Here is a 22053-nt window from a genome sequence, read left to right as displayed (position 1 = left end):
TTTCACGAAGCAAAATTATCTCTTTACAAGAAAAAACAATAGAACGATCTTTTCAAGAAATGCAATTATAAAACCAAAATATGCCCCTACAGACATTTCTCGACAAGACTATAATCTATATTTTCTAAATAGCGAAACTTTTGGTAAAACTGCATACTATTTAGTATGCAGTTTCTCTTCAAGCATCTTAATGAAATACCCGCCTACCACCGAACGAGCTTGGAAGCCTCGTTGTTTCGGACTGTCTGTAAAGACCCAATCAGACATTGGAATGCGGTCAACGGTCTCATTCATAAAGCTATAAACCGGATCAACAAAACTTTCAAAAGTAGTCTTATCCTTAGCCATAGTGGCTGTCCAGATAATCCAGTCAGTCTTGGTATATGTTTCACGACTGTCAAGTGGCAAACCATAGCGATTTTGCTTGGTCAGATAGTATGCAATTTCCGTTTCAGCTACTTTTTCCGGGAATATCTGCCAATTCATCAATTTATCCCATACCAAATTATACTTCTGACTCCAAGTGCCTGCCTTATCAAATGTCAAACGGTAGTGGTCGCCATCATCGGCCATCTCTACCCATTGGGCAGCCATTTCTTTTGCTTTATTTGTATATTTCTCAGCGACTTCAGTCTTTCCCAGCATATTGGCCAAATAACCATAAGCAGCAATACCCAATATAGCTTTTATAGAAAGATTCGCATTGTGAGCAAAGTGTCCTGCAAAATCATCTGTACAGAGTTGGTTTCCCGGATCTTGACCATATTCTACCAGATAATCAGTCCAGGTGGTCAATGTAGCCCAGTGACGGTTTGCATAGTCTGCATTTCCTTCTATGGCAGCAATGGCAGCAGTCACCAACAACATATTACCACTCTCTTCCAGAGGCATATCGCCACCGTATGTCTGTCCGTTAGCCAACGGATAAGTACCTACGTCATGGGCAGCAAACGGTTTTGTCCATTTACCACTTTCACTGTAGTAGAAAATATGATTAAGCAACCCTTTGGCCAATTCCGGATTATAAAGTAAATATAAAGGAGACGAAGGATATGTAATATCAACAGTTCCAATAGAACCGTTACTGAAGTTCTCCTTAGAAAGGAACAATAATTCACCGTTCGGAGCTTCTACAAGTTTATGGGCAGCTATAGATTGGCGATAAGCTAATACACAAAGTTCAGCATACTTACGACCGCCCACTGCAGTAGCTTCCTCCATCAATTTCTTATCAAAAGCAGCACAATCCTTCATCAGTTTCTGATAGTCAACCGCAGCTTTCTGGAACTGAGATACAATAGTTTCTTTCCCTGAGCGATTCCAATAAGGACGCAAATTGTCACCAAAATATTGGATGGAGTAAATATCATCATATCCCAGCATCAGATAACCATCAGCATTCTTTGTTTCACCTAACGAACATACCAAGGCTAATTTATCATAACCATCAGTAGCCGGTGCATCTAATTTATTCTCCAAAAAGCTCTTACGTAGAGTCTTGCCATCGCCGATACCATAAGTCGCATTATCCTTTTTACCAGCTAAATAAAAATAGCCCCAGTCAATCCGGACATCATCCCCTCTCTTTTTCAGAATTTCCTGACTCTGGCTTCCGGTACGTAAAAGCAGCAAATCGCCTTCTTCAAAACTACCAGCTATAGATTTCTGATGAGGTACATCAACCGCCCATTGCGGAGAGGCCTCGAAATACAAATCCACCTGATGCTTTTTACCATCTCTGGAAACAACTTCATACGAGAGATAATTAACCGGACGAGTCATTAAATCCAGATTATCCATAAACAAAGGAGCTGTAAAAGTCAGTTTCAGATCAACTGGCCCACAAATAAATGTATAATAGGTTTGCATAGCTTGTACATCTACCGAAGTTTGTTCTGCAGTCTGTTCAAAACAATGATAGTTTTCCTGTTCAACCAATAGTCCAAAGTCCAGCAAGGCATTTCCCACACGATTGTAGCAATACGCAGCTATCAGATTCTTTCCCTTTTTCAAAGAAGCGGCCACTCCATCCGAAAGTTTCACCTGGGCATGCTTCTTACAAGCATTACCTGTATCCACCACTTTGACACCATTGATATAAATAATTACGTCATCATCGTGTGAATAATCAAGGTATACACTCCTACCAGCCAAATCTTCCTGAAGATCTATAGTTCTGCGTACCCAAATATACTTTTCACTCCATTGCGTCTTGGCAGTATGCTCATTTTCCATGGTTCCAAAAGCAGCTTTGCCTTCTTTCCATCGACTATCATTAAAGTCCATATTCTGCCACCCTTCAGCCGGTTGTACCACTGTATATTTCGCTACCCAGTCTTCCTGCTCCGAATTGGGAACCACAGAATTCAATTCGAGTTCTTCCGCTCCCATGAAACGGTAAGTTTGTCCGTCTACTTTAGCTACGCCAATCAGAGGAAAGCTCTTGCCGGTCCAATGTTTCACTGCACCATCATACAAGTTATCTTGAAAAGCCCATGCACTCGTATAAGGGTCAATAGTAACCAACGGATAGGCAGGCGCACGCAATTCATTCTTCACATGCTGCTCAGATTGGGGTGAGGTACATCCCGCCAGGGTAGCAAATCCCAGCAATAGCGTCATCAATCGTTTCATAAAATCCAAAAGTTTATCTTAATTATTCATTAGTTACTTCACAACTACAGGTCGGATAACTGTTCCATGAATTGATACTATCCCCTTATCTGAGAGAGTAAGATCCTTGATATAGGAAGAACGAGGTTGTACCTTCTCTTCACTGGCATGAGCATGAAATATGTATTTATAGCTTCCGTCTTCGCAGATAAAAGGAGCACCATGGCCAGTACCCGCCAACCTCGCAGTCTGATCCATATCTCTTCTGAGGATAGGATTTCCATTATATTTCTCCCAAGGTCCGAAAGGAGAATCCGAGGTGGCATAGCCTACAGCATAATCCTTACTTTCAAAATGATTGGCTGAGTAAAGCAAATAATAGACTCCATTCTGCTTCAATATGGAAGGTCCCTCAGCTACAGTAGCCTGTTTACGTTCCCATTCATCCTGCGCTTCAATACACTTCGTCAATGTTTCCTCTTTCAAGCTTTTCAAATCAGAATTCATTTCTGCACACCAAATGACGTTTCCACCCGTAAAACGGACAAAATAGAGATATGCTTTACCATCGGAATCTATAAAAAGAGAAGGGTCAATATTCTTTTCACTACCAAAGAGAGGCTGCTTCACATCCTGCACAAACGGTCCTTCAGGCGAATCGGAAGTAGCAACACAAACCTGTTCGTTTACTGTATAGAACATATAAAACTTCTTCAACGATTCTACATAATAAACTTCAGGTGCCCAATAGCCTTTATTTCCCCAAGAATCTTCGGGTGACAAAGCTAAATTGCGGTTCCGATGCCAATGTTTTAAATCGGTAGAAGTATAAACTTCGAACCCCCGGACATTTGTTCCATATGCATAATAGCAATCCTCGTAAAAGAGTATATACGGGTCTGCTATAGGCAAACGTTCTTCCAGTATCTCAAAATCGTCATCTATTGATGTAGAAGCAGACGGCTTTGTAGAATTCCCACAAGACGTCCATATAAAAAACAATAAGAAAAGTATTAAATGTGTTTTCATAAAATTGATATTTTCATGGTGATACAAAAGTAGAGAATCGAAAACACACAGGATAACAGAAAAGATTCAACGTATGGAATAATTACGTCAATTGCATCTTAGGACGCCTCCTTGACTGGATAATTACTTTTTCTGACGCAATTCTTACTTTTCAGGAGTATACATTTCTCTTCTTATACCACCATTTTTGTTTGTCATGTCTTTTATACTATGATAGAAATAGCATATATATCAAAGCAAAGAAAGATTTTAAAGATCAAGAATCAAACGTGGGCAGAATTCTACCTTCAAAAGTTCACGCTGACGAGCATCAGCTACGAATAAACTAGTCGACAACACCTCACCTACAGCTCCGTTAGCCGTAACAACTGCTACTTCCCTTTTCCCCTCTACCAGTTTTCCACTCTGAGGATCGATAATATGTTTCCGCTCATGCGAATCATTACCCGAAGTTGTGAGACATTCATTTTTAAGAAATATTTCCGGCCATTCTTTCGCTTGCGTGACAGCACTTTGTCCGAAGTTAACCTTCCACCCATCAGCCAATGGATGATGCCCCAAAGCCAATACAGAACTATTCCCCATATTAACCAATGCATTCTCTATTTCATATTGCTGAAGTAGCTCCCGTATCTTCTCCAAAGCATATCCTTTCAAAAAACCGGAAAGATTGATAGTCACTCCAGGTTGCAAAAAGAAGAGAGTATGTTCCTGAGGTGAGAGTTGAATACTATAGATAGAATTACGTGTATAATTAGCCGAATGAATAGTAACATCGAAACATCCGTCAGTTCGAGTATAACATTCTACACAGAAAGCAAGCATATCATAAAGCTCCTTACTAACCGGTTGCGGTCCCGTGGCTGCTGTACGGTTCAAATATGCCAGTTCACTCTCTGCATCATAATAATTTGCCATCTTTTCCAAACGGCATAGCATTTCATGGATAGCACTGATCACAAGCATCAAAGACTCTTCGCCTTGCCTGCCGCACAGCACTATATCAACGCGTGTATGCATCGATGGAAACCAAGCATAAAGCAGTCCACCGTGGACAGATGAGAACTTATAAAGATGTTGAATTACATTCGACATTTTCAAATCTGTGTTTCTTAAGAGAAAAATGAAAAAGGCAAGCCACAGTGTTGCAACTTGCCCTTTTCGAAGACATAATATTAATTACAATTCTTTGATCTTTATATTCTTAAACCAGACTTCATCTCCATGATCTTGCAAAAGGATATTTCCTGACTCATGATTTCCGAAATTAGGCCAATTTTTATACTTGCTATAAGCAACCAATGCATCCCACATTTCATTCTGACGTGTGTATTCAATGAGCTTCACACCATTCAACCAATGTTCTACGTGATCACCTTTCACAACAATCATAGCCGTATTAAAGTCTTTCTTATTGAAAGGTTTGTTTGCCGGAGCAGGAATCAAATCGTAAAGCGAACCCAATTTACGGTTACCTTTTACGCCCAACTTAGCATCCGGGTGCTTGTCATCATCAAGAATCTGGAACTCACAACCGATAGCTGAACCGGCTCCCTTATTCATATCAGGACTAACAAAATACTTCACACCGCTATTAGCACCTTCAGTAATCTTGAAATCAACTTTCAGGATGAAATTCTTGTACTTTTTAGTTGTTACGATGTCGCCACCGTTAGCAGATTCTGCACCACCGCTCTTCATTACTTTCAGAATGCCGTCTTCCATCTTCCAACCCTTTTCCGGGAAAGAGTTCAATCGAGCTCCTCTCCAGCCTTCGGAAGTCTTGCCATCCCAAAGGAGTGCCCAACCTTCTTTGGCTTCGTTCGGAGAAATTGTATTAGGAATAACATTGATTTCCGGTGCTTTTTGAGCTGTCTGGTAACGTTCTACATCTGTAGTACAAATGCGGATATTCTTCCAGCTAACAGTCTTTCCTTCATCAGCTGCGTTGCCGATAGCATGTACTTGCAAAGCAATAAAGCCTACAGGAGTCATATCATCCCAAATATTAGCACAAGGTACTCCATTAATCCAGGTAGCAATAGAATTACCTACAGCCTCAATACGAGCCTTATTCCACTCATTATTTTTGAAAGCTGTTTTAGCTGCTGGATTCTGTGTCAAAGGATACAGCCAGTTACGGCGAGCCTCATCATAGATACCACCCGACCATGCACGCTTTGAAGGGTCTATTTCAAACTGATAGCCATGTACACGGCCCTTCTGATAGTCTTTCTTGCTTTCACTACGTACTTGTACGCCAGAATTCAATCCATCGTCTATCTTGAAATCAAATTCCAGGATAAAGTCACCATACGTTTTCTTGGTAGCCAGGAAGGTATTAGGAGTATTCATCTTTGAAACACCCACAATAGCGCCATCCACTACTTTGTATTCGGCCTTACCATTCAGTTTCTTCCAGCCACTCAGATTCTTTCCATTGAAAAGAGGCTCCCAATTCTGTGCTGAAACCATAGAGGCACAAAACACAAACAGAAGCAACAAATAATTCTTTTTCATATTGATATCTCTTCTATTAATTATTTTAATATGATGCTATTACATTTTATAAAACTCATCCCATCCCTTACGTGGCGGTACTCCTACCAACATGGCATTAGCAAATTCATTATTCGTAATCTGCTTCGTGCGAGGATCAAAGAATAACTGCGTATTGAGACGCTGAGCCATTACTCCCAATGAGAATACCTGACCCAGAACACCGTTAATTTCAAACGGAGAACGAGTCTTTTCTTGACCCATACAAGCTAACAAGAAATTCTCAAAGTGATTGGACGGGCTCTTAGGCACTTCCGGTAACTTATCAGCCATTTCCTTTGCCTTTTCCTCAGGAATGATAGATAGTGTGCTACCGTGACTTCCACCCTTAAAGGTAAGTTCTTTTGAATAAATAATCTTTCCGGGATTCAACTTCGCAGCCGGAGCATCTCCCTGGTTTGTTGTAGGAATGTTAGGATCCAGACCGGATACACCATAACCGGCAGGGATAGGAGGAAGATTATCCAAACCATCGTACCAAGTGATATCAACCGGCGGCATACCCTTACGTTGAGGGAAGCGGAACAGGATCGTGGAAGAATAAGGGAAGAAGAAATCATTATGCCCGTTGGCATACTGCATCGTTATTTCATAAGGCAATCCCAATTCCAGGAACTCATGAACCGTATCCAGAATATGCGCGCCCCAATCGCCCAGACAGCCCATGCCGAAATCGTACCAGCAACGCCACTGTCCCAAATGATAGTCCTTGTTATATTCATGATAAGGAGTTACTCCCAGCCAAGGATCCCATTCCATATCTTTCGGCAATTGTTGTCCTGCAGGGAACTTATAGATGTTCGTATCCCACTTATGCCAACGACGGGGATTATTCATATGCGCTGTTACAGCCGTCACATCCTTGATGATACCGGCATCCATCCATGCCTTAAACTGGAAGTAATTAGCTTCAGAGTGCCCCTGATTACCCACTTGGGTCACCAGATTAGGCCGTTTCAACGCAGCCTGCATCAACAACTCACCTTCATAGAAAGTACGTGCCAAAGGCTTCTCTACATATACATGTTTACCTGACGCCAGAGCCAGCATGCTGATAGGGAAATGGGAATGGTCAGGCGTTGCTATAGCTACAGCATCAAACTCATTGCCTGCCTTATCGAACATCTGGCGAAAATCACGGAAACGCTTTGCTTTGGGATACAGGTTCATCACCTTTTGCGTATGGGGTGCTCCCATATCAACATCACACAAAGCTACAACCTCTACCATACCGGTACGGGCAAAGTCCCCAATAATCTGTTCGCCACGATTGCCAATACCTACATAGGCAATCTTCACCTTATCTGTTATCTTTCTTTGCGATGCAAAGGTGGGATTTGCCAGTATATCACCAGCACCCAATGCCAATCCGGCAGAAGCCATGGTCATGGTCTTCAAAAAATCTCTTCGTGTTGTCATTATCTCATTGGTATTAATTAAGTAATTCTATTTCAATTATCTCTAGACTTCACTTTTCTTCTTAAGGAACAAATTTCTTATTCCGTAGAATAAAAGTCGCAATAGGGTCCAAAAGGCATAAAGCACACACGAAAATGCCAGAACATAGAAAATAGATGTCAGCATCTCCGAGAAAGGGGTTTTATAGGAGATTATTGCATACAAATTTGCCAAGTTGCCGATAATGAAACATACCAGCAAGGTCAGCAATTCTATCTTTTTCCGGCGAGCGGTAATAACTGTATTTTTCATACGGCTTCTATTGTTTTAGCTTTATGATTCAGATAATCTATTTTATACTCATCGGGGAAGTAAAGTACTTTTTCTTCCTGCAAAGCCTGATCGCCCAATAAGCACAGCATACTTGCATAATAACCCTCTTCGGCTATACGTTTCGGCTGCTTGCGGGTAATAGCGGCCTCTACAAAAGCCTCCAGCAGCAAAGAAGTACCATCCGATTTAGGACGTTCTCCCAAAATAAATTCTCCCTTGTTTTCATTGGCAGTTTCCGGTGCCCAACTGGTACCAGCAAAAGGCAAAGAGTCAAAGACTTTATTCTCCCAATCATTGATCATCTGCAGGAATCCGGGTGCAGGGGCTACACTCTCAAAATAATACTTACCCTTTTCAGGCTCTACTGTTCCCAAATTACCCATGATTTGCTCTTCCAAGCCATAGAATTTATTGGATATGACAGAATCGAACGTCATCTTCACTCCATTATCAAACACATATATACAACTTACATTGTCATACACTTCACGGCCGTCTTTCCAGTAAGTGATGGCTCCATGTCCCATCACCTTCTCAGGAAGCTTTTGCAAAGCCCAACTTCCGATCTGTAGCTGATGGCAAGCCAATTCAGTCATCAAACCCTTGGAATATTCGCGATACAAACGCCAGTTTATCAAACGTTCCAGCTCAGGCGAAGGAACTTCCCGTCTCCAATCTCCATTCCGGTTCCAGAAAGTACGGATAGCATTGATCTCGCCAAATGTACCGGCGTGTACCATCTCCATTACTTTTATATATCGCGGGTCAAAAAGGCGCTGCTGACCGGTGAAGAATATCTTGCCCGTACTGATGTGCTTCTGATAGATGCGGTAGCACTCTTCCATCGTAAAACCTATGGTCTTTTCACAGAACACATGTTTACCGGCGTCAAAAGCATCTAATACAATCTGGCAATGGGAATTAAGGGGAGTAGCCACCAATACCGCATCAATCGTTTTGTCCTCCAGTAGTCTCCGGTAGTCATTATAAACCTTCGCTTTCGGGGCAAGTTTCAACCCCTCATCAATGGAAGGCTGGTAAATATCACACAATGCCACAATATCCACTTTAGGATTCTGTATCAGGAAACTCATCAAAAAGCGTCCCCGTGATCCCGGCCCAATAACAGCCAAACGGCATTTTTCATTGGAAGTTTCCTTAACTTCCGAAAAGGCAGAAAGCCAAGGACTTGCTGACAACAACACCCCAGCTCCAAGCACCCCTATATTTTTAAGGAATTCTCTTCTGTTGATTAATGTATCTTTCATAATATGGTCTTTAAAATAAAATCCAGATATACTCCTTTCTTTTTTCCAGGCAGAATACCCATATAAAAATAACAGCCCAAAAGTAGTGAAATTTTAAGATATAAAATATAAAAATCCACTCAAACAATGCAAAAATAGTACCAAACCCTCCTCATAGCTATTTTATAAAGTCCTTAGGCAAAACACCAAACTGTTTCTGGAAGCATTTGGCAAAATAAGAAGGGGTATTAAAACCGATCATGTAACAAACCTCATTTATCCGGCATTCCCCCTCTTTGAGTAATTGCACCGCTTTCTTTAAACGCTCCAAACGAATGTAATCATTCGGAGTCATATCCAATATACCTTTTATTTTCCGGTTAAGACTTGAACGGCTCATATTCAGCTGGCTTGCCATATCATCCAAATTAAAGTCTGGATCCTGCATATTTGCGACCACTACTTCTTTCAAGGTCTTTAAAAAAGTTTCATCCGCTTTAGTCATTGCCATACTGTTGACCTGTTCAAAAGGTGAATGAACGAAAGCAACACGAAGTTTCTCACGGTTACTTAGCAAGTTAGAAACACAAACCTTAAGATATTCCACAGAAAAAGGTTTCTCTATATAGACATCCGCCCCAAGCTTCATACCTTCGATCTTAGCCTGAAGGGTGGTCTTAGCTGTCAATAAAATAACAGGAATATGGCTATAATCAACCGCAGATTTTAAATGCTCGCATAATTCCAGTCCATCCATTTCAGGCATCATGACATCCGAAATAACCAGATTGACGGTGTGTTCTTCCAATACTTTCAAGGCTTCCACACCATTTAAGGCTGTCAAAACCCGGTATTTCGCCGATAATTGTTTTACAATGAACGCCTGCATTTCCAAACTATCCTCTACAACAAGTAACGTATAACGATTTTGCGAATCAACTTCTTCTTTAGCCTCCTGACTTTCAAAAGATTCTTCAGGCACAACTTGCTCTTTTGTCTGTATTGTATGGGCATGTTTTATCGGAAGCGAAAGCAAAAACTGATTGCTTTCCATGGAATCTACCATACACAAAGTCCCTCCATGAAGTTCGGCAAGCGAACGCGCCAAAGGCAATCCTATACCCGTACCGGAAACAGAATGCAGCACTCCGGCTTTGTATTGAACGAATGGTTTAAATATCTCTTCACGCATCTCCAGCGGAACCACACGTCCGTCATTACACGCCAGGAGCAACATCTGATCCCCCTCAACGTATAACTTAATGCGGATATATGTTTCCGAATATTTCACGCCATTTGTCATCAAATTACTGATGATCTTGGTCAGTCCTTCCCTATCTACCGAGGCATACAGACTCTCCGGAGAATCAATGGTAAGTTCTAGTCCCTTCTCACGTGCCAAAGGCTTAAAACGCTTATAGGTCTTTTGCAATATATCTACAACGTCACATTCCACAAAGTTCAATTGAAATCCTTGCGTCTCCGTCTTACGGAAATCAAGCAATTGATTTACCAAATCAAGCAAGCGGTTTGTATTCAGATCCATCACTTCCAAATCGTCCCTGATCTCGTCAGAAACCTTTTTAGAAAGCAGGACATTCTCAAGCGGACTTTTTATCAATGTGAGCGGAGTGCGTATCTCATGCGCTACATTCGTAAAGAAATCGATTTTCGCAGAGTAAAGTTCACGTTCCTTTTCCCGTTCAAACTTCTCCATTGCCAACCGATGTCTTTGTTGCGTCCGTCTTTTGAAATACAAAATAGTGGCAACCAATGAACACAGAACCAAGATAACATAAATAACGTATGCCCACACTGATAAGTAAAAAGGAGGACGAATACGTACATTGAGCATCCGTTCCACATCATTCCATTTTCCATCACCATTAGATCCTTTTATACGCAACGTATAACTACCATAGGGTAAATTAGAATAAGTAATCATAGAATTTCGCCCCAACATATACCACTCCTGATCAAAGCCTTCCAGCTTATACATCAGGCGGTTCATCTCCGGTGCTTGATAGCTTAAAGCTGCCACCTGGAAGGCAAAAGAATTTTGGTCTGCATCAAGCTCTATATTATCAGCATAAGTTATATTCTGCCGTAAAGGAGATCCCGGAGTATCCACAGAAAAGCGTTTATTAAACAGATAAAAGTCGGTAATGACCACCGGAGGAAGAAAAGTATTCTCGACAAAATTATCTGGATCAAATATGACAAACCCATTAATACTGCCGAAATAGATACGCCCTCTCTTGTCACGATATCCAGACTGGAAATTGAACTGATTGCTCAGTAACCCATTTGCCGTAGTATATACATGCATAGCCTCACTATCCGGATTAAAGCAAGTAAGCCCATAATTACTTGTAACCCAAAGGTTTCCCCGTTTGTCTTCAACCATTTTGTAGACGGTATTGTTAGGAAGCCCTTTTGACGTATCGTAACGTGTAAAATTATCCGTTTCCCGATTATAACGGCAGAACCCCTTTCCCATCGTCATAAACCACAAACGCTTCTTGCTGTCCTCGCAAATAGAAATTACCTTGTTATAAGAGAGAGAAGTCGAATCTTTTTCATTTGAAAGATAACTCTTCCATTGTTGGGTCTGAGTATTGTACGAGAATACCCCATTTGAGAAAGTAGCGAACCACAAATTCCCCTCAAAATCCTCTAAAATATCATAAACGAACAAATTTCCCAACTGTGGAATATGGGTAAAATTATCAAAAGAACGATTATATTTGAATAAACCGGATGTTGTTCCTATCCAGATATCCTCCGTAGCAGTTTTGCAAACAGTAAAAGCATCACTGGCAGTTAGCGATCCTTCACCTTTATCTTTGAAATAATGCTTCACTTGCCTGGTACGCAAATTCACCTTATTCAATCCCCTCGAAAAAGTACCGACCCATAAATCATCTCCATCCAGACAAAGAGCATGGACATTCTTATATATATCCGGATGCTCAAATGGTACCATTTTTTCTGTCTCCGGATCAAAATTAAACAATCCTTTATCCTCAGTACCTATCCATAAAGTACCGTCATTGCCTTCACATATCTCACGCACCCGACGACCAAAAAACTTAATCTCCTCTCTCGGATAAAACTTCTCAAAATAGGTCCATTGATACGGATAATAATTTACGCCACCAAAATAAGAACCTACCCACATTCCATTCTCACTATCGCGATAAATCGAATAAATAGCATTGTCTGATAACGCATAGGAGTCATCTTGATCGGGTACCGTCAGGTGTGTGATCTTGTTAGTCGTCAAATTATAGATGTACAATCCCTTTTCCGTACCTACCCATAATTCATCATCGGACTTAAATTCTAACGTACGTGCAAAAGCATCCAAAATCCTACGGGATTTACCCGTCACAAAATTAACCTCGGTCAATCCGTTCGATGATGCTATGTAAGTGTAATTATGAGGACCGACAATCTCACAATTGATGATATCATCTTTGAATATCTCATTGCCATTTGCATCTTTAAAAGGCTGCAAAGGCGATTCAAAGTCAGCCTTTGTATAATAAAGATTATCACCATACAATGCCAGCCAACAGGTATTCCCATTTAACCAGAAGCGATGAACATTGGCCAGCCCCGCATCATGAAAATAATTCCGTAATTTGTTTTCATCACTATTATAACAGAACAGTCCCTGATTCTCAACTGATATCCAAAGATTTGAGTGCTCATCACACCTTATCATCGTCACAAAATCCCGGATAACGGTTCCTTTATCACTTACTAAATTGAATTCAGTAAAAGAATCAAGTATAGGGTTATAAATATAAAGTCCTCCATCAGTACCGACCCATATATTCCCTTTACTATCTTCATAAAGTACCGTTATGAAATTCCTGCCCAGATTCGAATTTTCATTGTTATAGATGCGGAAAGACAAGCCATCGTAGCGGCTCAAGCCATCTTTAGTACCAAACCACATAAAGCCTTTCTTATCCTGGAAAATACAATTCACAGAATTCTGAGAAAGACCATTTCTGATATCTACCGTTCTGAAATAATAGTGAACGGTATTATAGGCATAGGACGGCAATGCCGTCACTATGCACAAACAGAGGAAAAGCTTTATAATAGTTCGATTCATAGTTCCCTCCTTTTTTAGGAAAGATTATTTCTTTAATGAATTACAAATACGTGTATTAATTTCTTTCACACGCTTTTCATCCAACTTGATTACCTTACGGTCATAAGTTATAAAACCATTCACTTCCACTTCTACGTCAGTAGTCTGCGTATAAACAGCTGCTGAGAATCCTCTGTCAATCATCCGATATAACATATCGGCATACTTCACATATTCATCAGTAGCCTCTTTAGAAGAATTGAACTGTACATAACCCCAGTTACGGTTCGGCTCCCAAAGGTGATCTTTCAAAACCAAACCGATACCACCATATTCACCTAAAACCGTTGCACGCTGACCGTCATATAAAAACATTTCCGGTGCAGGATAATGGTGCAAGTCAAGCATATCACCACAGGGATAATGGTTACCACCACTTGCCGGATTCACCAGACGGGTCGGATCATATTGCTTTGTCCATTCAGCTATTTCTACCGTTTTAAATTGTCCCCAAGCTTCGTTGAACGGCACCCACGTACCAATACAAGGATAAGAATACAGGCAATCTATGATTTCCTTCCATTCTTTGCGATAATAGCCTTCAGATTCAGCAGAACGCTTCATTTCCGTACCATTAAAATATTGACGCATCTGCCACTGTGGATTACGGTCACCACTCGGCATATCTTGCCATACAATAATTCCAAGCTGGTCACAATAGGTATACCAACGGGCAGGCTCAACTTTGATATGTTTGCGAATCATATTAAAACCAAAATCTTTCGTCTTCTGGATGTCATACAGCAAAGCCTCATCCGTAGGAGCTGTATACAAACCATCAGGCCACCAACCCTGATCAAGCGGTCCAAACTGGAACAACGCTTCATTATTCAATTCCAGGCGTACAATACCGTTAGCATCCCGTCGAGTAGAATATTTACGCATAGCTGCATAGCTATCCACCTTGTCCACAATTTTACCTCCATCCTTCAGGGCTACTTTCAAGGTATAAAGGAAAGGAGAATCAGGACTCCATAACTTAGCATTTTCAGGCATAGCCACCTCTACAGCTTCTCCATTGATACTCTTACCGGCAGCTACCAGTTGATTGCCATCATATACATTCACTTCAACGAGGTCTGTTGCACAATTGGCATTCAGTTCAGCCTTTACCGTCAACAAATTGCGGTCAATATCAGGAGTAATGCGAAGGTTTTCAATATGTTTTCCACTAACAGGTTCCAGCCATACAGTTTGCCAGATACCGGTTACAGGGGTATACCAAATACCTTCCGGTCTGTTCACCTGTTTGCCACGGGGTTGAGGTCCTCTGTCCGTAGGGTCCCACACTTTCACCACCAGGGTATTATTACCTTTGGCAGCCAAAGCAGGAGTTATGTCGAAAGAGAACGGAGTGAATCCTCCGGTATGGCTTCCAACTTTAACACCATTCACCCATACATCTGTTTTCCAATCGACAGCACCGAAATGCAACAGAACTCGTTTGCCTTTCCAAGCCGATGGCACGTCGAAACTCCGTTGATAAATCACTTCCTGCTTCTCATTCACTCTCTTTCCTACTCCGGACAGGGAGGATTCTATCGCAAAGGGAACAAGAATCTGTCCTTCAAAATTGGTTGGTATAGCTCCACCTTTATCAATAATTGCATAATCCCACAAGCCATTCAGGTTCTTCCAATCATTACGTTGCATAATTGGTCGTGGATACTCCGGTAAAACTTGAGACGGATTGATTTGTTCCGCCCAATTAGTCTTTATCTTATCACCGACAGGCTTCCACTGAGCCACACTCTCCGAAATAAAAAACGTCACTAAAAATAACGAGATAAATAATCTTTTCATGGTATCTAACTATTTTAATTGTTCGAAAGCAAAGTTAGCCACAAAAACATTTTCAAAATAACGCAATTGGCTCAATAAATGCAAGAATCTTTTCATATTTAGCGTATTAATCAGAAAGATACCCCAAAAGTACAGAAAAATGGAGCAATCAGGAATGTTGCAGGGCAACCGCATCAAAAGCCTCCTTCATCATCTTTCTAATGAACAAAATGTACTAAAGTGATAGGGCGATAAAGTAAGTGTTTGAATTAAGTTCTCAGCTCGCTACTTTTATGTTTTTTCCCTGCGACGGCTAAGAAAAATCGCAGTAGACATTTATTCTTTCCACCGTGGGGAAAGTTTCTTTCCATCACGGAGAAAGTTTCTTTCCACCATGGTGGAAAGAAAAAACCTCCACGGTGGAAAGAATAAGCATTCGTAGGCAAAGAACTAAGCGTTGGCAGGGAAAAAGAATAAAAGTGCCTAAGAAAGAAGCTATGAATTCCAAGATTTTCGTAAGTTTGCCCAATGAAATCTAATAGCATGCAGTATGAGAACACTTAAAGCAGCATTGGCTCTCCTGATAATAACCTTATCATTTCTTTCCGGACAAGCACAGACCCGCTTCGATAATCTGGAATTCAAGCAATTCTCCACACCGGAAGGATTACCCAACAGCATGGTTCACCAAGTTTATCAGGACAGGGATGGATATATCTGGATTTCTACATTCTATGGATTATTCCGTTACGACGGTTACGAAGTTCGTACGTATAAATCCAACCTTTACACTCCCGGACTTTTGGTTAATAATAATGTGATTTGCGTAGAAGAAGATTATTCCCACCACCTTTGGATAGGGACGCATGAAGGACTTTGCGTACTCGATAAGCAAACAGGCAAAATGAGGAAAATGAAGCTGGAAGGAATAAGCAAACATCGCTTGAACGAAATTCACGTAACCAAAGATAATAAAGTTTATCTGGGATATATCCGTGGAATGGCTTGTTATAATGCAGAGCTAGATACATTAGAGTTAATGACAAGCAAGAATTGCAAAGGTGAAGTACCCGAACAAATCAACATTCAAACCTTGCTTGAAGATGAAAACGGTGATTTATTGATTGGCACATGGCAGGATGGTCTTTTCCACTATAATATAAAAGAGAATAAGTTTATACACTATCCTCCGTTGGATGAAAGCAACTCCGTATTGGCCTTATTCCAAGACTCAAAAGGTGCATTATGGATAGGTACAAGCGGTTTCGGGCTGTATAAGGTAAACTTCTCTCCTGATAAGAAGACATTATCTGTAGAAAAAGCTTATAAGCACGATGCTCTTAACACGCTGTCCCTCTCTTCCGATTATATTTATTCCATTCACGAAGACCTGCAAACTCATTCGTTATGGCTGGGTACACGGAATGGGGTCAGCATCATGGACTTGACCGATGAAGGGAAATTTATAAACTACCGAGAGTCGGGTTCAGAACACTATCTGCCTGTCCGTGAAGTGAACACCGTCTTTCGCGATAAAAACGGCTTGATGTGGATTGGTACCAAAGGCGCCGGAGTGTTTCATGTGAATACCCGTACGCGTCCTTTTGAAGTCTTTTATCCGCGTGGCAACGGGAAATCTTTTACGGATATTATCTCTACCCTGTATGTGGAAGAAAGCGGAGCTTCCTGGGTAGGCTTCGGATATGGAATTGATTATCAGTCGGAAGACGAGAAAGTAACTTTGATTCCCTCCAAGCGCCCCTATCATATTTCTTACAGTCCATCTGCCCGGGAGGTGCTGCTTGCTATCCATGATGGCGGGGTGATAGCTTGCCGGGATGGGAAGATTGTCCACCAATACAGGGCCTCGAATTGCGGTTTTATACCTCACGATTTAGTCTATTGGGTGCACGAAGACCGGAAAGGGAATTGGTGGTTAGGCACCTATAAAGGGCTTAGTGTGCGTTATCAGGAGGGTCGTGAATACTGTTTCAATCAATTGCCCGATGTCGATAAATTACTTTCTAAAGAGATAACCAGCATAATGGAAGATAATGACGGCTCTTTGTGGCTGGCGACCAATAATAATGGTATCGTTCACGTCACCGGCAATATGGAACAACCCGGGTCTTTGCAATGCAAGAATTACTGCATTGAAAATGGCTTGTTACCGGTCAACACTCCACTTTGCTTTCTTCTGGATAAGAGTGGAAAGGTTTGGGTGGGAACGGAAGGAAGTGGTCTTTGCTTGTATGACGCACAGAATGACTGCTTTCGGTCTGTTCATCAGGAATACAATTTGCCGGGAGATATGGTTGGCAGCATGGAGGAAGACAATAACGGAAACCTTTGGCTGGGCACTAACCAGGGACTGGTGAAGCTGACAATTACCGGAGAAGAGAAAGGACGGGTGCGGATATTTACGGTGGCCGACGGATTGGCCGATAACTTCTTCAATCAGAATGCATCCTTCTATCGTAACGGGACTTTCTACTTCGGTTGCAGTCGCGGCATCGTTACGTTCAACTCTAAAATGGCCGAAGGAAATCACTCTGATGTCTCTTTATGCATTACGGATATATGGATAGACGGAAAATCATTGGAGCAGATGCCGGAAAATAAAAGAAGAGAAATCAGCCCTTTCACCGCCGATTTTACGGAACAACTCGTTGTCCCTGCCGCATATTCCAATTTCACCGTATGCTTTGCTTCCCTCACTTACAATCATCCCCAACAGAATAATTACGCCTACAGATTGCAAGGACTCGACACCGACTGGCATTATGTAAATGCCTCCAACCGCAATGCCTATTACTCCAAACTATCTCCGGGAGAATACGTCTTTGAGCTACGTGCCACGAACGAGAATGGAGATTGGGGAGAAATACGGAAAATGGAAATAACCATCAGACCTCCTTTCTGGGCCACTTGGTGGGCATATCTTGTTTATGCATTCATATCCGTATCAGTCTTGGCATTAATATGGTGGGAGGTACGCAGAAGGCTGCTGCTGCGCAACCGGAAATATCTGCAAAAAGGGGAAACAGACAAGGTGCATCACATCAAATTCCAGTTCTTTACGAACATCGCTTCGGACGATGAGAAGTTCTTGCAGGATGCCATTGCTTGTGTGAACAGGCATCTGAGTGATACGGACTTTGACGTTCCCCAATTTATCGATGAAATGGCGACAAGCCGCACCACCCTGCACAAGAAACTCAAATCACTGACGGGGCTGAATACGACAGGCTTTGTACGCAGCATCCGCCTAAAGGCCGCCTGCAACATTATGGATGAGAATAAGAACATACGTATCTCCGATCTCGCCTATCAGGTAGGTTTCAATGACCCCAAGTACTTTTCCATCTGTTTCAAGAAAGAATTTGGTATGCAGCCGACAGAATACGCGATGAAAGCGGCTAAAAACGCATAATCTCCACAGCATAAGTGAGGTTGAAACATGTTCTTAAAAGGTAGAAGGAACATGTTTCAACCTTACCGGACGATGCTTCACCCACTTAAAACATATGGCTGATTACTTTTGTGACGTTAATTTTTTAATGTCTAATTATAAAAAAAGTTGGCCTATGAGACTTATTTTCTATGGAAACAAAAGATCGCTAATGGCGATTATTATTTGTGTGGCTTTGCTTACCGGCAGCCGGATGACTTATGCGGTTAATGAACACGCATCTGTGTATTCTACTCAGCAGACTGGTAAGATTAAGGGAACTGTAATCGATGTTAATGGGGAACCCGTCATTGGGGCAAGTGTTGTATTGAAAGGTACTTCCAATGGTACGATAACCGATATTGACGGTAATTTTACTCTTTCTGATATTCCTTCTAACGGAATGATCCAGGTAAGTTTTATTGGGTATAAAACACTCGAAGTGCAAGTTAAGGGGCAGAACTCCTTTAGCCTGACTTTATTGGAAGATACCGAAACCTTGGATGAAGTTGTTGTGGTAGGTTATGGCACGATGAAGAAATCGGATTTGACGGGCGCTGTAGGGTCCATATCTTCCGAAAAACTTGCAGCCAGAGGTACTACCCGTTTGGAGGATGCATTACAGGGAGCGGTGCCGGGAGTAGATATTACCCAATCTAATAGCCGTGCAGGAGGAGGATTCAATATCCAAATCCGTGGACAAGCTTCTATTAACAAACAGGCTTCTCCGCTGTATGTTATTGATGGTGTAGTATCTGAATCTATGGATTTCCTCAACCCTGAAGACATTGAGCGTGTAGACGTCCTGAAAGATGCTTCTTCTACAGCCATATATGGTTCCCGAGCTTCTGCCGGTGTGGTTATGATTACTACCAAAGGTTCTAAGGGAGCTAGTAAAGTCCAAAAAATGTCTGTCAGTTACGATGGATATTACGGTATACGTAAAATAGCCCGTATGCCTGATCTGATGGATGCTGAAGAGTTTATAGATTATCGCTTTGCTCGTTTTACTACATTAGAAACAACAAAGTACGATGGGTCCGGTCGCGCAGGGATCGATGCAAATGGTGTGCCTCATTACACAATTACAAAGGCTAATCAGGAAACGGCTTTCATGAAACGTATTGGTGGAGCTGATTACCGTGACTCTAAAGTTTACGAGATGATGATGGCGGGCGAATCATACGACTGGACGGATTTAGTAACACGTACAGCAGCCCAGCAAAACCACTTTATCAGCATGGATGGTTCAACCGAGAAAGCAACCTATCGTTTAGGCTTTGGCTATCAAAATGAAGAAAATGTTTTCTTGTACAACGATTACTCGCGTTTCAATATAAAAGGTTCATATGATGCAAAGCTTTCTAAAGTGCTTGAGGCTGGCTTGTCCGTTAATATGGCTTACAGTATAAAGGAGGACTTTCAAACGAATAGTAGTTACTCACCTTATGAAACAGCTTTTCTATTTAATCCGTTCATTTCTCCTTATGATGAAAATGGAAAAATTCTGCTTCAACCAGCTTCTAATGCACCTTTTGAAACAACTGCCGGATTTACATCTACCATCAGTCCGCTTATTGATCTTGCAGATAAAAATTATACAGATGAAACAAAGAAATACAATGTACTAACCAGTTTCTATCTGCGTGCTAATATTATGGAAAATATGAAATTTACTACAACTTTTTCGCCAAACTTCCAATATTCGCGTCAGGGAATTTTTAATGCTACAGGGTTGAATGACAATAATAAAGAGGGTTCTAGTTACTATTTTAGCACGGGTATGAACTCTGCACAAGTAGAAACCAAACAGCGTTTGAATTGGACATGGGATAGCCAATTGGACTACAATAAAACAATTGGAGATCATTCATTTAGCGGTATGGGACTTTTTTCTATGTATCGCTCGCAACTGGAGGCTTATAAGATGAAAGGCTTTAATATTCCTAACGATAAGCTTTCGTTCCATGCGTTGGAAAAAGCAGCGTCAAGCGACAAAACAATCGAATCTTCTTATACAGAATCAACAATGGTGTCGGGCGCTTTTCGTGTAAATTATTCATATAAAGGTCGATATATGGCAACGGCTACTGTTCGTGCCGATGGTTCTTCTCGCTTTGCTGAAGGTAATCGTTGGGGCTGGTTCCCATCGGCAGCATTGGCATGGCGTATGTCTGAAGAAGCTTTCCTGAAAGATACAAAGTGGTTGGATAACTTGAAGCTACGTCTGTCTTATGGGGTTACTGGTAATAATAACGTAAGCGATTATGTGACGCATTATTCAGCATCTGGTCCCAATTATGTGGTACTGGATGGTACGGAAGTACAAGCATATTATCCGAACGGGTTGGTGAATACAGCCCTTATCTGGGAAAAGGTGAAAGAGTTTGATTTTGGCGTTGATTTGAGTATCTTGAATAGCCGCATAAACTTAACGGCCGATATTTATAACAGATTGTCTGACGGGCAGATTATGGATCGGATTGTTCCGCTTGAGACGGGTGAGTCTAAAGCAACATTCAATGTAGGTTCTGTAAGAAATAGAGGTATTGAACTGGGGTTGCAATTTGGTGTAATCAGGAACAGTGAGTTCTCGTGGGATGTTAATGTTAACTACTCTCGCAACTGGAACAAAATTATAGAACTGAGTAATGGAAAGGTAGATGAGGTCGCTTCGAATCGTTTCATTGGTAAACCACTGAATTCATTACGTGACTATACTCATACGGACATAATTACCGACAAAGGTGTGACTATGAAAACAAAAGATGGCAACATACACTATACTTTGGAAGAATTATATGCTAAATATGGTTCGAAATATAAATGGTACGAAGGTCAGATGGCTGTAAACGACTGGAATAACGATGGACAGATAACCGACGAGGATAAACAAATCTATGGATGTACAGATCCTAAATGGATAGGAAGTCTTAGTACAACTCTGAATTATAAGAATTTCGACTTCTCAGTGATGATTTATACTAAACAAGGACAATGGACACGTAGTTATTTTCATGATAAATATATGGATGTAGGCCGCGGTCAGCAGAAGATGGCTATGGACTTCTACATTCCAGCAGGTACTCCTGTCATTGACCATGCCACTGGCGACATTGTTTTAAGTACCGAAACGAAATATGGAAAGTATCCTTATCCTAATAATTCCGATACTTCGGCAGGAGGGTATTACTCCAGTGCCGGTAGTGCAAAGGGGGAAGGGTTTCAATACCAGAAAGCCTCATTTGTGAAAGTAAAAAATATTTGTTTGGGATATACGTTTCCAAAACAGTGGATTGCAAAAGCTGGAATGCAGCATTTACGCCTTTATGTGAATATTCTTAATCCCTTTTGTTTTACCGATTACGAAGGTTTTGACCCAGAGTGGGCAGGTGCGAAATTGACTGATGGTGGTCCTGCTTCCGTAACGTATCAGATGGGTGTAAATATCAAGTTCTAATTTAAATGAAAGA

The 22053-nt window shown here is 41.4% G+C and carries 11 protein-coding genes; 2 read left to right on the top strand and 9 right to left on the bottom strand.

Going from position 1 to position 22053, the window contains the following annotated elements; all coding sequences use genetic code 11:
• Nucleotides 1-156: 156 nt before the first annotated feature.
• The 9 genes from DW182_RS12500 to DW182_RS12460 form a co-directional block, all read right to left on the bottom strand.
• Nucleotides 157-2634, bottom strand: a complete 2478-nt coding sequence (locus DW182_RS12500) for a glutaminase domain-containing protein (RefSeq protein WP_118295735.1) — start codon at nt 2632-2634, stop codon at nt 157-159.
• A 33-nt stretch (nt 2635-2667) separates the two neighbouring features.
• A complete protein-coding gene (locus DW182_RS12495; protein WP_118295734.1) occupies nt 2668-3642 on the bottom strand; it encodes a glycoside hydrolase family 43 protein in 975 nt (324 codons plus the stop codon).
• A gap of 249 nt (nt 3643-3891) precedes the next feature.
• Nucleotides 3892-4737 carry an FAD:protein FMN transferase gene (locus DW182_RS12490; RefSeq protein WP_117694309.1) on the bottom strand — a complete coding sequence of 282 codons (846 nt, stop codon included), beginning with the start codon at nt 4735-4737 and terminating at the stop codon, nt 3892-3894.
• 84 nt (nt 4738-4821) lie between these two features.
• Nucleotides 4822-6162, bottom strand: a complete 1341-nt coding sequence (locus DW182_RS12485) for a DUF1080 domain-containing protein (RefSeq protein ID WP_115503774.1) — start codon at nt 6160-6162, stop codon at nt 4822-4824.
• A 39-nt stretch (nt 6163-6201) separates the two neighbouring features.
• Nucleotides 6202-7620 (bottom strand): Gfo/Idh/MocA family oxidoreductase, encoded by a 1419-nt coding sequence (locus DW182_RS12480; RefSeq protein WP_115503773.1) that lies wholly within the window; start codon nt 7618-7620, stop codon nt 6202-6204.
• Nucleotides 7621-7662: 42 nt separating this feature from the next.
• Nucleotides 7663-7911 carry a hypothetical protein gene (locus DW182_RS12475; RefSeq protein ID WP_007661297.1) on the bottom strand — a complete coding sequence of 83 codons (249 nt, stop codon included), beginning with the start codon at nt 7909-7911 and terminating at the stop codon, nt 7663-7665.
• Nucleotides 7908-9200 carry a Gfo/Idh/MocA family protein gene (locus DW182_RS12470; protein ID WP_115503771.1) on the bottom strand — a complete coding sequence of 431 codons (1293 nt, stop codon included), beginning with the start codon at nt 9198-9200 and terminating at the stop codon, nt 7908-7910. Before DW182_RS12470 ends, DW182_RS12475 begins: the two co-directional genes overlap by 4 nt.
• A gap of 157 nt (nt 9201-9357) precedes the next feature.
• Nucleotides 9358-13308 (bottom strand): hybrid sensor histidine kinase/response regulator transcription factor, encoded by a 3951-nt coding sequence (locus DW182_RS12465; RefSeq protein WP_118295733.1) that lies wholly within the window; start codon nt 13306-13308, stop codon nt 9358-9360.
• Nucleotides 13309-13332: 24 nt separating this feature from the next.
• A complete protein-coding gene (locus DW182_RS12460; RefSeq protein WP_118295732.1) occupies nt 13333-15150 on the bottom strand; it encodes a glycoside hydrolase family 2 protein in 1818 nt (605 codons plus the stop codon).
• A 529-nt stretch (nt 15151-15679) separates the two neighbouring features.
• On the opposite strand from DW182_RS12460, the gene DW182_RS12450 reads away from it, so the two are divergent.
• Both DW182_RS12450 and DW182_RS12445 read left to right on the top strand, forming a co-directional pair.
• Nucleotides 15680-18562, top strand: coding sequence for a two-component regulator propeller domain-containing protein (locus tag DW182_RS12450; RefSeq protein WP_118295730.1), 2883 nt, complete (start codon nt 15680-15682; stop codon nt 18560-18562).
• A gap of 154 nt (nt 18563-18716) precedes the next feature.
• Nucleotides 18717-22040, top strand: coding sequence for a TonB-dependent receptor (locus DW182_RS12445; protein WP_118295755.1), 3324 nt, complete (start codon nt 18717-18719; stop codon nt 22038-22040).
• The last annotated feature ends 13 nt before the right edge of the window (nt 22041-22053 follow it).

Source organism: Bacteroides sp. AM16-24 (assembly GCF_003471885.1).
In the GTDB taxonomy this organism is placed as follows: domain Bacteria; phylum Bacteroidota; class Bacteroidia; order Bacteroidales; family Bacteroidaceae; genus Bacteroides.
Note: the sequence above shows the minus strand (reverse complement) of the source record. Positions and strands in the feature narration are given on the sequence as shown.